General features: G+C 71.4%; 10 protein-coding genes. 3 read left to right on the forward strand and 7 right to left on the reverse strand.

Annotated elements, in window-relative coordinates:
- Positions 1-9: 9 nt before the first annotated feature.
- Genes ACN269_RS06135 through ACN269_RS06150 form a run of 4 tightly spaced genes read right to left on the reverse strand, consistent with a single transcriptional unit; the run spans position 10 to position 3,668 of the window.
- A complete protein-coding gene (locus ACN269_RS06135) occupies positions 10-501 on the reverse strand; it encodes a hypothetical protein (RefSeq protein WP_421471469.1) in 492 nt (163 codons plus the stop codon).
- Positions 498-1,955 carry an ATP-binding protein gene (locus ACN269_RS06140; protein ID WP_421471470.1) on the reverse strand — a complete coding sequence of 486 codons (1,458 nt, stop codon included), beginning with the start codon at positions 1,953-1,955 and terminating at the stop codon, positions 498-500. The genes ACN269_RS06135 and ACN269_RS06140 overlap by 4 nt, the downstream gene beginning before the upstream one ends.
- Complete coding sequence (locus ACN269_RS06145) at positions 1,952-2,647, reverse strand: response regulator (protein ID WP_421471471.1); 696 nt, start codon at positions 2,645-2,647, stop codon at positions 1,952-1,954. Before ACN269_RS06145 ends, ACN269_RS06140 begins: the two co-directional genes overlap by 4 nt.
- A 16-nt stretch (positions 2,648-2,663) precedes the next feature.
- Positions 2,664-3,668 (reverse strand): phosphatase PAP2 family protein, encoded by a 1,005-nt coding sequence (locus ACN269_RS06150; RefSeq protein WP_421471472.1) that lies wholly within the window; start codon positions 3,666-3,668, stop codon positions 2,664-2,666.
- 287 nt (positions 3,669-3,955) lie between these two features.
- On the opposite strand from ACN269_RS06150, the gene ACN269_RS06155 reads away from it, so the two are divergent.
- The gene (locus tag ACN269_RS06155; RefSeq protein WP_421471473.1) at positions 3,956-4,459 is read left to right on the forward strand and encodes a winged helix-turn-helix domain-containing protein; all 504 of its coding nucleotides are present in this window, start codon (positions 3,956-3,958) and stop codon (positions 4,457-4,459) included.
- Between the two features lie 69 nt (positions 4,460-4,528).
- On the opposite strand, the gene ACN269_RS06160 is transcribed toward ACN269_RS06155, so the two are convergent.
- On the reverse strand, positions 4,529-8,893 hold the full coding sequence (locus ACN269_RS06160; protein WP_421471474.1) for a S8 family serine peptidase: 4,365 nt from the start codon (positions 8,891-8,893) through the stop codon (positions 4,529-4,531).
- Between the two features lie 330 nt (positions 8,894-9,223).
- Between ACN269_RS06160 and ACN269_RS06165 the strand changes: the two genes are divergently transcribed.
- Together ACN269_RS06165 and ACN269_RS06170 are read left to right on the forward strand one after the other, a co-directional pair.
- Positions 9,224-9,778, forward strand: coding sequence for a winged helix-turn-helix domain-containing protein (locus tag ACN269_RS06165; RefSeq protein WP_421471475.1), 555 nt, complete (start codon positions 9,224-9,226; stop codon positions 9,776-9,778).
- 180 nt (positions 9,779-9,958) lie between these two features.
- A complete protein-coding gene (locus ACN269_RS06170) occupies positions 9,959-11,515 on the forward strand; it encodes an OFA family MFS transporter (RefSeq protein ID WP_421471476.1) in 1,557 nt (518 codons plus the stop codon).
- A gap of 12 nt (positions 11,516-11,527) precedes the next feature.
- Here the strand turns inward: ACN269_RS06170 and nrfD are convergent, their stop codons facing one another.
- Together nrfD and ACN269_RS06180 are read right to left on the reverse strand one after the other, a co-directional pair.
- Positions 11,528-12,592 (reverse strand): NrfD/PsrC family molybdoenzyme membrane anchor subunit, encoded by a 1,065-nt coding sequence (gene nrfD / locus ACN269_RS06175; RefSeq protein ID WP_421471477.1) that lies wholly within the window; start codon positions 12,590-12,592, stop codon positions 11,528-11,530.
- A complete protein-coding gene (locus ACN269_RS06180) occupies positions 12,589-13,632 on the reverse strand; it encodes a 4Fe-4S dicluster domain-containing protein (protein WP_421471478.1) in 1,044 nt (347 codons plus the stop codon). Before ACN269_RS06180 ends, nrfD begins: the two co-directional genes overlap by 4 nt.
- Positions 13,633-13,634: the final 2 nt, after the last annotated feature.

The raw sequence follows: 13,634 nt of genomic DNA on the forward strand, positions 1-13,634 counted from the left end.
TCGCCCCGGTCAGTTGAGCGGGCAGGACCAGGGCGGCCGGGTGCCGTCCGGGCCGACCAGGGTGACCGGGGCGTAGCTGTCCTGCTGACCCGCGAGCGCCACGGTGCAGACGATCTGGTTGACCGCGAGAGTGGAGAGCGGCAGCACGGCACCCTTCATCCGCACCGTGACGCCGGGCTGGTCGGCGCTCGGTGTCACGGCTGCCGGACCGATGTCCGACGGCACCTCGCTGGTGAGCCCCGCGTCGCGCTCGCTGTCGTCGGGGCCGGCGGCGAGCAGCACGAGTGTCTCGGCCAACGGTGCAGGGGCGTTCTTCAGCGGCCGGATCGCCAGCGCCAGCTCGCCGTCCGCGATCAGGTAGATGCCCACGCCCGCGGACGGGCCGCTCACCGCCGAGCGGCCGGTGATGACGTCGGTGGGCCGGACTCCGCAGCCGGCCGTGAGCACCGCGACCAGGAGCCCGGCCGCGACCGCGGCCCACGCTCCGCGACGGCGGCTCACCGTACGCCTCCGGCGTCAGCCGGGTCGGACGCGCTGCGGGGCAGCCGGAGCGTGAACACCGCCCCGCCGTGCGGGCGGTTGCTCGCCACCAGGCTCCCGGGCTGCCCGGCATGGCGGTGCAGGCGCGCGTTCTCCCACGCGATCGCGAGTCCGAGGCCACTGCCCTCGGAGCGGGAACGGGCGGTGTCCGCCTTGTAGAAGCGGTCGAACACGTGCGGCAGCACCTCCGGATCCAACCCCGGTCCCTCGTCGGTGACCTCGATGGTGAACCAGTCGGGTTCGGTGGCGAGACGGACGGACACCGGCTCGGTGCCGTGCCGGAAGGCGTTGCCGACCAGGTTGGCGACGATGACGTCGAGCCGCCGGGGATCGAGCCGGGCGACGACACCGGCCGGCAGGTCCGCCCGTACCCGGTCGGTCCACCCCCGCAGCCGCAGCGTCGCGGTGACCGCCGCGGCGACGTCGACGTCGTCGAGGGCGAGCCGGGCGGTGCCGGAGTCGAACCTGCTGACCTCGATGAGGTCGTTGACGAGCTGGGTGAGGCTCTGCGTCTCCTGGCTGACCAGCCGGGCGGCCCGGCCGGCGTCACCCGGTAGCCGGTCCGCCTCCTCGTCCAGCACGTCGGTGACCGCCGTCATGGCGGCCAGCGGCGTACGGAGTTCGTGGGACACGTCGGCCACGAAGCGCCGCGCGTCGGCCTCCATCCGCCGCAGCTCACCGACCTGACGTTCGATGGTCGCGGCGGTGTCGTTGAAGGTGCGCGTGACGTCGGCCAGCTCGTCGACGCCACGGACGGTCAGTCGGGTGGACAGGTCCCCCTCACCGAGCCGGCGTGCCGCGCGACCCAGCTCGCGGACCGGCCGCAGCACCCCCTGCGCGGCCAGCAGGGCCAGCAGCACCGCGAGGATGAGGGAGAGCCCGCCGGTCACCCAGGCGAGCGTGGCGAGCCGGTCGATGCTCTGCTGCTCGGGGGCGAGGCTACGCACCGAGTAGACCTCCACTCCGGACGCCACGGACGTGCGGTCGGGCCGGTCGATCCGGAGCTGCGTGCCGATCAGCAGCACCGGATAACCGTCCCGTTCGACGCGTTGCCAGGCGATCCGACCGGCCGCCACCTCCTGCCGCAGCTCCGGGGTGAGCTGTTCGGTGCCGGATGACCACCGCTCCCGGTAGTGGACCATGGTTCTGCTGTCCCGGTCGGAGAGCTGCCCCGCCAACAGGTCCAGCTCCTGCTGACTGGGCGGCAGGCTCAGCACCGGGTACACCTTCGAGAGCTGGTCGGTGAGCGAGGCCACCGCCGCGTCCTGCGCCTGCTGGAGGATGACGGTCCGGGCCTGGAAGTAGCTGCCGCTGGCCACCACCGCCGTGGTGGTGACGCCCAGCAGGGCGAACGCCAGGAGCAGCCGGGTGCGCAGGCCCAACGCCATGGCGCGGGCCCGGTGCCAGGGGATCACAGCGGTCCGAACCGGTATCCGAAGCCGCGTACCGTCTGGATGTAGACCGGCGTCGAGGGCTCGTCTTCGATCTTGGCGCGGAGCCGCTGGACACAGGCGTCCACCAACCGCGAGTCGCCGAGGTAGCCGTGCTCCCAGACGGCCTCCAGCAGCTGCTGGCGGCTGAGCACCTGGCCTGGCGTGTGCGAGAGTTCGAGCAGCAGACGCAGCTCGGTCGGGGCCAGGCCGACCGGCACGCCGTCCTTGCTGACCACCAGCGCGGCACGGTCGATGCTCAGGGCGCCGTGCCGGTGCAGGCCGGGCCGGTCGGCGCCGGGGCGTCGGGAGTCGCCGCCGGTGCGTCGCAGCACCGCGCGGATACGCGCCTCGAGCACCCGGGCCTGCACCGGCTTGACCACGTAGTCGTCGGCGCCCGCTTCCAGGCCCGCCACCACGTCCATGTCGTCGTTGCGCGCGGTGAGCATGATGATGGGCAGGTCGCCCTGCTGCCGGATGCGACGGCACACCTCGAACCCGTCCATACCGGGCAGCATGATGTCGAGGACCACCACGTCCGAGGCGCTCGTCCGCAACTGCTCCAGACCCTGTTCGCCGGTCCCCACGGCGACCACGGTGTGGCCCTGCCGGGTGAGCGCCAACTGCAGTCCGTCACGGACCGTCTGGTGATCTTCGATCAGCAGGACCTGGGGCATGCCGTCAAGTATCCCATTACGAATATATTTTGTATTTGTCGATGCCTGCGGCCCGCTCCCGACCGGTGGACACCGGTTTGGCGAACTCCACCGACCGGATCAGGAACGCCGCCACACCCACCGCCAGCAGCGTCGACGCGGTCGCCAGCAGGACGGCCAGGAACGGTCCCCACCGCAGTTCGGCGGCCAGACCGGGAACCAGCACTCGAACCGCCCACACCAGTACCGCGAGTCCCACCGCGGCCTCCACGAGAGCGCGCCGGACCCGACCGGAGGACGGCCCGCCGGACGGGCGGGGCGCGTCGCCGCCGGACCGGACCGCCAACGCCGCCGCCGCCAGGCAGAACAGCGCCATGCTCAGCAGGACACCCCCGAGCACGTCGCTGAACCGGTGCCAGCCCGCGATCATGGTGGCCGCGCCGATCACCGAGACGCCCGTCGCGCCTGGCACCACCAGCCATCGTCGGGCTGCCCCCGGCGCCGCCAGCAGGAAGGCCAACGCCAGGGCCGTCGCCACCGCGACGTGACCGCTGGGGAAGCTGTTGTGGGTGGTCGAATCGGGCACCGCGAGGTCCGGGCGGGGCAGCGCCGACTTCGCCGCGCCGGCCGCCAGCACGGCCGCGAGCACCATGCCGACGCCCACGACGCCGGGCAGCAGCCGACGGCCGAGCAGGCCCACCGCCAGCACGGCGGTGAGCAGGACGGCCAGCAGCGCCGGCTGACCGAAGTGCCGCAGGACGACCGTGGCCGGACCGAACAGGCCACCCGGCTGCTGGTAGCCCCCACCCCGCTCGGCGCGCGGCAGGAGCAGCCCGTCGACCCACTGACCGGGCTCGGTCCACACGAAGACCACGCCGACCAGACCCAGCGCGACGAGGCAGCAGACGCCCGCCGCGAGCAGCCGGAGAGCCGGCGGCGCGGCGGGCCGGCCGGAGGCCAGCGGGCGTGCCGGGCCAGGCGACAGCGTCGGATGCGGCGGCACCGACGAGCGACCGATGGAGTACGACGATCCGTGGGACATGCGACCATGCTCGGCCCGCGAGATCCGGGCGCTGTCCGTGGATTGTCTTGGTTCTGTCACAACCCACGCTCGTACCGGAAAAACCCGGGCGATCCTCCCCCGCGAACACCCGGCGACCCGGCCCACGTCCACGACGTCCGGACGTGAACCTTCATTCACATGCTTACATGCGACTATGTTTTACCTGGCCGAGACGAGCCGTCATTAAGATCAAGACGAAGATCGATGATTCTCGGCGGTGCGAAAACCATCCGGAGTGTTCGTGGGGAACCGGAAGGGGTTGGGCAATGCACGGGGTTTCGGTCGCTCCACTCGTCATCGGCATCGCGTCGTCACCGGCCGAGCGCCGGCAGTTGGCACGCCTGGTCGGCGGGAGCGACGCCTTTCTGATCGTCTCCAACGTCGAGCAGGCACGGGAGTTCCTCGGCGTGGGCGAACTGCCCCCCGTCGTCGCTCCCCCGGCACCACCCGCACGGGCAGAGGTGGCGCAGCGCCCGCAGCCGCCGCCCGACCTGAGCGTCGACTCCGACCGCCGCGTGCTGCGCTGGCGCGACCAGGAGATCGACCTGACCCGGCTGGAACACGACGTGCTGCTCTGCCTCGTCGACGCTCCCGGGCAGGTCTGGACGTACGAGCGGCTGCACCTCGAGGTCTGGGGCAACCGGCACCTGGGCCGCGGGTCCGACATGCACTCGGTCGTGCGTCGGGTACGCCGCAAGCTCGCCCGACTCGGCGCCGCCGCGACGATCCACGCGGTCCGCGGCGTCGGCTTCCGGCTCGCACCGATCTGAGCGCCGGCAGCGGCCGGCCCGCCTGGTCGAGGACCAGGCGGGCCGGATCACTGTGCTACCTCTCGGGTGTCAGCATCGGATCGGCGCCAACCCGAAGTTCTCCACCGTGGGAGTGGTGGTGTTGATCTTCGTCTGACGGGTCTGGGGCTTCCAGCCGTCCTTGGCGACGATCAACGTGAGCGGGTTGTTCCGGCGGTCCATCCAGTAGGCGTAGTTACCGGCGGCGTCGGTCGTGAAGGTGAACGACATCGCCCACGAGTCGACCTGCACCACCGCACCGGCGACCGGCGCGGTCGCGCCCGCGCAGCTCGTCCCGGTCACCGTGCCCATCAGCTTGCCCCAGGTCTTCGGGGGCGTCACGGTCATGGTCACCGCCACCGGCGGCACCGAGTACGGCGTGTTCTCCCGGATCGTGACCGCGGCCGAGTAGGTGCCCGGCTGGTCCACGTTCGCGGTCAACCCGACGGTGACCGTGACCTTCTCCCCCGGCGCGAGGGTGGCCGTGGTCTTGTCGATCGTCATCCAGCTGACGTCGGTCGCCGCCTCGGCGCACCCCTCGAAGCCCGGCAGCGCCTCGCTGTCCGGCGCCGCGTCGAAGCTGCCGGACGAACCACCGATCTTGTAGAAACCGCACGCCGCGCCACCCCGGTACCGGGCGGTGTTGGCGTTCGGCAGGTTCGACCACGAGCTGGTGGCCGGGTCGAAGGCGAAGCCGGCGTTGGTGATGGCGCCGCCCTGTGAACCACCCACGACCAGGAGCTTGCCGCTGGCCACCGCGTACGAGCTGGCCCAGTTGTCGGTCGGCGCGTCCGCGATCGCGGTCCAGGTGTTGGCGCCCGGGTCGTAGGCGTAGCTGGCCTTCTGCGCCGCGGTGCCGTCGTTGCCACCGGTGCAGTAGAGGACGCCGTCGATCCCGCCGCAGGAGGCGAAGGCCACCGACTTCGGGTAGTTGGCCACTGTCTCCCAGGTGTCGCCGCCGGGGTCGTAGCGGACCACGGTGTTCGACATCGGCACGCAGGCCGCCGTCGTGCAACCGCCCACGGCGTAGAGCTTGCCGTCGACGACCGCCTGCCCGGCCGCCGCGCGCGGCGCGGGGTTGTCGGCCAGTTCGGTCCAGGTGTTGGTCGCCGGGTCGTACGACCAGGTGGCGGCGTCCGGACCGGCGTCGCCCCAACCGCCCGTTGCGACGATCTTCCCGCCGACCACGCCGACGGTCAACGCGTTGCGGGCGCCGGGAAGGTCGGCGGCCGCCGTCCAGGTCTGCGCGGTCGGGTCGTAGGCGTAGGTCTTCGCGGTGGAGGCGGTTCCGTCGCCACCACCGACCGAGTACACCTTGCCGTCCAGGGTGACCACCCGGTTGTCCATGATGTTGCCCGGGTAGTCGGCGATGTCCGTCCACGGCGCGGCCTGCGGACCGGCCGCCGCGGGCGTCGCCGTCGCCGCCTTGCCGGACGACCTGGCGGCGACCGACGTCGGGACCGTCAACCGTTGCTCGGCCGCGCCGACCGCGCCGAGCGTCTGCTGCCGGGTCACCCGCGAGCCGTCGGCCCGCAGCAGCTCGAAGCCGTCATCCCGCTCACCGAAGGCGACCTCGACCGGTGCGCCGCCGGTGTTGGTCACGGTGAACGTCCTGGTCGCCTTGCCGCTGGGCATCTGGAGTGTGGCGCTCAGCGCGGCGGGCGTCACCGACAGGCGGCCGGCCGCGAGGACGAAGTTCGCGGTCGTCGCCCAGTCCGGCTCGACGTCGACCTGCTTGCTCTGGCTGACGTAGCTGCCGGCCGTCGCGGTGAACGTGTGGGTACCGGTCAGCGTCGAGTAGATCCAGTAGAACCCGTCCGGCAGCCCCGGGTCGTCCGGGGTCGCCACGGTGACCGCCTTCTCGGCGGGCCGGTCCTTGCTGGTGACGGTGGCGCCGTTGAGGTAGCTGTTGTCGTTCTTGTCGCGGACGTTGCCCACGACCAGGCCGCCGTCGAGCGGTACGCAGGTGAGCTGGCTGCCGATCAGGACGTTGTCGACCTCCCACCACCAGTCGTACTTGGCGTCGTAGTAGTGGAACCGCACCTGGACCTGCGACTTGCCGGCCGCCTGCGGGATCGGGATCTCGGTGAGCTTCGGTCCCCGGACGTCGGTCTCCTGCCGCAGGACGTTCGTCCAGGTCGCGCCCCCGTCGATGCTCAGGTCGACATCGGCGGTGTCGTCGTTGAGCTGGTTGAAGTCCTGGTTGAACCGGATGATCGGGGCACTCACCGCGGTCAGGTCGACGACCGGACTGACCAGGGAGCTGTCCTGCGTCTTGCCCGCGCCGTAGTCGTCACTGTCGATCATCGCGAAGTTGCCGGTGCCACCGGTCAGGTTGCCCCGGTCACCGTCGTCGGTGAACTTCCACACCTGGCCGCCGCCGACGTTGTCCACCACCGACCAACCGGCCGGGGTGGTCGTCGCGTCGAAGGTCTCGTAGACGCCGTCGGAGCCGAACGTGTAGCCGGGGGCCGTCGTGCACTTGGTGGTGTCCACCGGCACCGCGACGTTGGCCGTCACGTTGCGGGTGCCGACAACGACCTCCTTGGTCACCTTCTGGTAGCCCGGGTACTGCACGTCGTACGTCAGGGTGTACGTCTGCCCGGCCGGCAGCGTGATGCTGTAGCGGCCGTTCGACGGGGTCGTGTAGTCGTACACGCCCGCCGGACCGCTGACGGTCACCTTGGCGTACAGCGGCCAGCCGTGGCCGGAGCCGTCGGTGACCGAGCCGGTGACGTTGACGCGCGGCACCGCCGTCAGGGCGACGTCGAGCGTCGTGGTCGTACGGTTGGTGACCGTCGCCGTCTTCGTGGCGCTGCCGTACCCGAACGCGGACACGACGACCTGGTAGTCACCGATCGGCACGAGGGTCGAGTAGGTGCCGTCGGCGCCGGTGGTGATCTCACGCGAGGTCGGGCCGGTGAGCGTCAGGGTCGCGCCGGCGATCGGGGCGCCGGTGGCCGCGTCGGTGACCGTGCCGGCCAGGGTGCCGACGTCGCCGGTGGGGGCGGCGTTGAGCAGCGCGAGGGCGTCCAGTCGGCCCTCACCCCAGACGTTGTTGTCGGCGGCGGTGCCACCGCACTGGTCGTCGGCCTTGTCGATCGCGGTGCCGTTGAGCAGCGCGCGGGTCGCGTCGACGTCGCCCACGAGCGACGGTGCCGCCGAGTACAGCAGGGCGATCGCGCCCACCAGGTGCGGTGCGGCCATCGACGTGCCGCTGGCGGTGCCGTACCCGCTGCCGGGAACGCTCGACCGGACGTTCACGCCGGGCGCGGAGATGTTCGGCTTGATCTCGCCGTTCTGCCCGACGCCGCGCGCCGAGAAGCTGGCGATGTTGTTGTTGACGTCGTACGCGCCCGCCGAGTAGTTGCTGGCCAGGCTTCCCGGCGAGCCGCTGGTCTGGCATGCCGGCCCGCTGTTGCCGTTGGAGAACACCCCGAAGATGCCCGAGGCGGCCCAGGCCAGGGTCACGTCCTCCATGAACGGCTCGTTGGACGGCACCCGCGTGCCCCACGAGTTGTTGATGATGTTGGGACGCTTGCTGGCGTCCGGGTTCTGGCCGTTCGAGTCGGTCGGCTCGAGCATCCACTGGCCGGATTCGATGAGCGCCTCGTCGGTCGGGCAGCAGCCGTTCGCCGCGATCCACTTGACGCCGGGCGCGACACCGATCTGGTTCGCGCCGGCGGAGCCGGCCATGGTGCCCATGGTGTGCGTACCGTGGCCGTCGTCGTCGCAGGGCGCGCCGTCGCACGTCCCGGCGGCGTCGAACCAGTTGTAGTCGTGGTCGAACGTGCCGTCACCGTTGTTGCCGCGGTAGGAGTTCACCAGGGCCGGGTGGTCGTACTGCACGCCGCTGTCGATGCTCGCGATGGTGACGCCCTCGCCGGTGACGCCGTACTGGGACCAGACGTCGTCGGCGTTGATGTTGGCGATGCCCCACTCGACCGCGTTGACGGTCTTCTCGTCGGTCCCCTTGGTCAGCTTCGGCAGCTCGTAGGCGACCGGGGCGTAGAGGCCCTCGACCTCGCCGTGGGCGGCGAACTGCTGGGCCATCGCCAGGGAGCCGCTGTTCACCTTGATGGCGTTGGTGGCCCAGAAGCTCTGGTACTTCGTACCCGAGCTGTCGAGTTCGGCGCGGATCTTGCCCTGGCTCGCGGCGGCGCTCTCGCGCAGTGCCTGCGCCACGGCCGCACCCCGCTTGGTCCAGTCCTTGATGGAGCTGGCCTTGCTCAGGTCCGCCCGGTCCTTGAACCGAATCCAGAAGTCCCCTGCGCTCTTGGCCTCGAACTGCTTGGCGAGTTCCGGCCGGATCTTGTCCCCGACGGCGGTGCCCGTCGAGCCGGGCGCGGCCTGCGCCCCGGAGCCGAAGCTGGCCAGGCACGTGACGGTGAGGACCAGCGCTGCGCCGGCGCTCACCGCCGATCTGGCCGCGCGTCTCCATTGTGGACGTCTGAACATCGGTGCCGCCTTTCTCAGAACGACCCAGGGGTGTACGTGGGCCATGCGAGAAGTGCGCGAGATCCACTCGACGGAACCGAGCGAACGGACCCCTCATGCCTCCCCCATGCACCGCGCGGGTCACGCCGGTTGCCCGAGTGGACACTATGATCGAGAGGAAAGGACGATCAAGAACTTGCTGTGAGCATCTTGTCGCTACCGGTTGCCCTGCTGGCGACGCGCTTGCCAAACACTGTCAGGACGATGACGATGAATGGGCAGGGATGCCCATCAATTCCAGGCGGTGCGGTGGCCGAGACCGACGACGCGGCGTTGGCCGGGGGCGACCCGGCCGACGAGGAGTTCCCGCTGCTGATCGCGGTGACGCCGTCACCGCGTGAGCGCATCCGGCTCGCGGAGCGCCTCGACGGCGTCGCGCCGCTGCTGCTGGTGGCCGACCTCGACGAGCTGCGCCGGCTGATCGGGGCGCCGCAACAGCGGCCCGGGCCGCCGGGCGAGCCGGCACCGGTCCGTAGGCCCACCCACGAGCCCGACCCCGCCCTGGTCGTCGACTCGGGTCGCGCCACCGCCCGGTACGGGGGACGCGAGGTCGACCTGACCCGGTTGGAGCACGACCTGCTGATCTGCCTGACCACCGAGCCGGTCCGGGTGTGGAGCTACGCCGAGCTGCACCGGTCGGTCTGGCACGACGAGGGGCGCGCGCGCAGGGCCGATGTCCAGTCCCTGGTGAAGCGACTGCGCCCCAAGTTGCGGGACCTCGGCACCGCCGCCACGATCGAGGTGGTCCGTGGTGTCGGGCTGCGGCTCACCGACCGGCAGGACCCACGGATCGCCCGCGCCTGACTGCTGCCTGACGTGGGCAGGTTTTCAGCAGGGCCCGGCCGCCCCGATCCGGGATCGGCGCGTTTTCCGGTATCCGAGAGCGGCGCCCGGCCAGCACGTAACGTGAAACCACAGCCGATCAACGGCGAACGCCGGACGCGCCCGCCGCCTGCCCACTCGGCCGCAGGAGGTGCGGAGCCCATGCTGTCGGTATTCGACCCCCGACACACCGTCGCTCCCCCGGGATACAGCCGCTGGCTCATCCCGACCGCGGCGTTGGCCGTCCACGTGTGCATCGGTCAGGTCTACGCGACGAGCGTCTACAAGAACTCGCTCATCGCCCACTTCGACACGAGTCAGACGGCGATCGGGGCGATCTTCAGCATCGCCATCGTCATGCTGGGCTCGTCGGCGGCGGTGGGGGGCCGGTGGGTCGAGCGCAACGGCCCTCGGCGGGCGATGTTCGTCTCCGCGTGCTTCTGGGCCACCGGCTTCCTGGTCGGCGCGCTCGGCATCGCGACCCAGCAGCTCTGGCTGCTCTACCTCGGCTACGGCGTCATCGGTGGTATCGGGCTGGGCATCGGCTACATCTCGCCCGTCTCCACGCTGATCAAGTGGTTTCCGGACCGGCCGGGACTCGCCACCGGCCTGGCGATCATGGGATTCGGCGGTGGCGCTCTGGTCGCCGGTCCGCTCGCGCGCCAACTGCTGTCGCTCTACGACGCCGACTACAACCCGGCCAACCCGGCGGCGGTGGCGTCGGGGTCCGCCCTCGTGGGCCTGTTCGTCACGTTCGGCATCGGCTACTTCGTGATCATGATGTTCGGTCCGTTCAACGTGCGGGTGCCGCCGCCCGACTGGCGGCCCGCCGGGTTCGACCCCGATCGGGTCGCGACCCGGCCGCTGGTGACGAGAGCGAGCGTCTCCGCGGCCAACGCCGTACGCACCCGCTCGTTCTGGCTGTTGTGGATCGTGCTGTTCTGCAACGTCACGGCGGGCATCGGCATCCTGGAGCAGGCCAGCCCGATGATCCAGGACTTCTTCCGGGACAACGGGTCCACCGCCGTGTCGGTGTCGGCGGCGGCCGGCTTCGTGGGGGTGCTGTCGCTGTTCAACATGGCCGGCCGGTTCGTCTGGTCGACGACGTCCGACCTGATCGGCCGCAAGCCGATCTACCTGGTCTACCTCGGTGTCGGCATGGTGCTCTACGCGCTGCTCGCGGTGGCCGGGCACGCGGCGACGGCGCTCTTCGTGCTGATCGCCGCGCTGATCATCTCGTTCTACGGTGGCGGCTTCGCCACCATGCCCGCGTACCTGCGGGATCTCTTCGGGACCTTCCAGGTCGGCGCGATCCACGGGCGACTCCTGACCGCCTGGTCGGCGGCGGGCGTCGCCGGCCCGCTGATCGTCAACCGGATCCTCGACACCCAGGGCAAGCCCGGAACCCTCACCGCGTCGGCGTACCGGCCCGCGCTGTTCACCATGGTCGGCGTGCTCGCCATCGGCTTCATCGCCAACCTCCTGGTCCGCGCCGTTCCCGACCGGTTCCACGAGCCGGACCGGGGGTCGACCTCGCCGGTGGCGAAGGCCAGCGTCACCGAGCCGGTCGCCCTCGGCCCGCAGAGCAGGCCACCAGTGCCCGAACACGTCGGCGACCAGACCGGGCGGCTCTGGCTGTCGTGGCTGCTCGTCGCGGTGCTGCTCGGCTACGGCATCGTCGAGACCCTCAGCACGGCCGCGAAGCTGTTCACGGGCTGAGGCGGCCGGCGCTCACCGCGCGGGCCGGTCCGCGCCGTCCGCCGCCGGGCCGCCGTCGGCGAGGCGTTCCCGCTGGGGTACGACCGTGTACTTCGGATCGCGCGCCGACACCGAGCCGGCCTCGAAGATCCCGAATCGGGTGGCCACCGACGAGGCCACCAGGGCCGCGCCGGAGAGCATCGACAGGAGCCGGCTGCGTCGGGAGAGCAGCGCGGCGACCGCGCCGACGCTGATCAACACGTTGCCCGCCCGGACCAGACGCCCGCTGTGCCCGCTGCGGTAGGGCTCGCCGGTGACCGGCAGCCGCTCCATCCGGTGACCGCCGACCAGCTTGATGGCCGCACCGGCGACGGCGAGCCGCCGCAGCGGGGCGGTCTGCGCGGCGGGCGCCGCGATGAGACCCACCCCGGCGGCCGCGACGAGCGCGCTGCCGCCGAAGACGAACGGCAGATCGGGGTACGCGTCGTGCCAGGCCGGTACGGCGGTGTCCGCGAGCAGGACCCCGGTGTACGTGGCCAGCGCCGGGGCGGTGGCCGCCGCGGCGAGACCGGCGACGTCACCGACGCCGGGCGCCAGCCGACGGGCGAGGCCCAACACCCCGTGCTGCGGCAGCCGCGGCGCGAGTTCGGCGATCGCGGCCACCCCGGCGGCCGGGCCGAACGCGGTGAGGATCCAGGTGCCCATCGACATGGGCGAGGTCGGCTTGGCGACCCGGAGCATGTGGTGGAACCGCCCCGGCCGACCGAGGTCGTGCACCAGCAGGTACGCGCTGGCGACGATGCCCCCGAGAGCCGTCCAGCGGCCCACCCGGCGCAGCTCGGGGCGTCCGGTCAGTTGGGCGCCCGCGCCGATCAGGGCGCCTCCGGCGGCCAGGCCACCGGTGAACAGGTAGCCGGCGATGTCGCGCTTCCACACCGGTGCCTTGAGGATCGGCCGGCCGTAGTAGGAGCTGAAGTCGGCCGGCGGCACGGTCAACTGCTCGCCGCCGTGCCCGCGCCCGCGCCGCCCGTCGGGCCGGTCGAGGTGGGCCTGGTACGCGCGGAACCGCCCGCCCACCGGTGGCGTCGCGTCGGTCATGGCCGCCTGCCGAGAAACGCGACCACGGTGGCGGCGGCCATCGTCAATGCGGCGATGCCGGCGTGTTTCCACATGGCCGGCAGGTCCCGGGTGGTCACCACCGGGTCCGGCGGCAGCCCGTACACCTCCGGCTCGTCCAACAGCAGGAAGAACGCCCCGTCACCACCCACACCATCGTTTGGGTCGTGCCCGTACAACCGGGCCTGCGGCACACCCCGCCCGTGCAGAGTCGCCACCCGCTGAGCGGCCCGCTCCCGCAACTCGTCAAGCGGCCCGTACTGGATCGACTCGGTCGGACACGCCTGCGCACACGCCGGAGTCATCCCCGCACCCAACCGGTCGTAGCACAGCGTGCACTTCCACGCCCGACCATCACCCCGACGCTGATCGATCACCCCGTACGGACACGCCGAAATGCAGTACCCACACCCGTTACAGATGTCCTCCTGCACCACCACCGTCCCGAACTCCGTCCGGAACAACGACCCCGTCGGACACACATCCAAACAAGCCGCATGCGTGCAGTGCTTACACACATCCGACATCATCAACCAACGGAAATCACTGCGACCCTCCACCCCGGTGTCCCGCCCCGGCGGCCGGGCACCCGGCATACCCAGGAACTCCGGGCCGCCCGACATGCGGGTGGCCGCGCCCGGCGAGCCAGGTGGCAGGCCCGGGTCCGTGCGGGTGTCGGCGTCGGTCCGCGCCCCGACGGCAGCCGTCGCCGGGCTGACCGCCGGCCCGTCCGGATAGCCGGCGAACGCCGGGGTGGTCGCACCGACCGGGCGCGGCTGCTCGACGAACGCCACGTGCCGCCACGAGTTCGCCGTCAACGCCCCCGTGTTGTCGTACGACATCCCCAACAGATCAAAACCACCCTCCGGAACGCCGTTCCACTCCTTGCACGCCACCTCACACGCCTTACACCCGATACACACACTCGTATCGGTGAAGAACCCCATCCGCTGCGGCGCGTCCACGTACCCCGCGTCCGGCGCCGGATCCAGCGGCCCGTACAGGGCGTTGGCGTGCGGCATCG

This window comes from Micromonospora sp. WMMD736 (assembly GCF_049179015.1).
Lineage (GTDB): Bacteria > Actinomycetota > Actinomycetes > Mycobacteriales > Micromonosporaceae > Micromonospora.

What these genes read in the sequence shown, in the direction of transcription:
- ACN269_RS06155 (WP_421471473.1), top strand. Translation starts at nt 3,956, where the DNA reads ATGCACGGGGTTTCGGTCGCTCCACTCGTCATCGGCATCGCGTCGTCA.
- ACN269_RS06170 (WP_421471476.1), top strand. Translation starts at nt 9,959, where the DNA reads ATGCTGTCGGTATTCGACCCCCGACACACCGTCGCTCCCCCGGGATAC.
- nrfD (WP_421471477.1), bottom strand. Translation starts at nt 12,592, where the DNA reads ATGACCGACGCGACGCCACCGGTGGGCGGGCGGTTCCGCGCGTACCAG.
- ACN269_RS06145 (WP_421471471.1), bottom strand. Translation starts at nt 2,647, where the DNA reads ATGCCCCAGGTCCTGCTGATCGAAGATCACCAGACGGTCCGTGACGGA.
- ACN269_RS06180 (WP_421471478.1), bottom strand. Translation starts at nt 13,632, where the DNA reads ATGCCGCACGCCAACGCCCTGTACGGGCCGCTGGATCCGGCGCCGGAC.
- ACN269_RS06150 (WP_421471472.1), bottom strand. Translation starts at nt 3,668, where the DNA reads ATGTCCCACGGATCGTCGTACTCCATCGGTCGCTCGTCGGTGCCGCCG.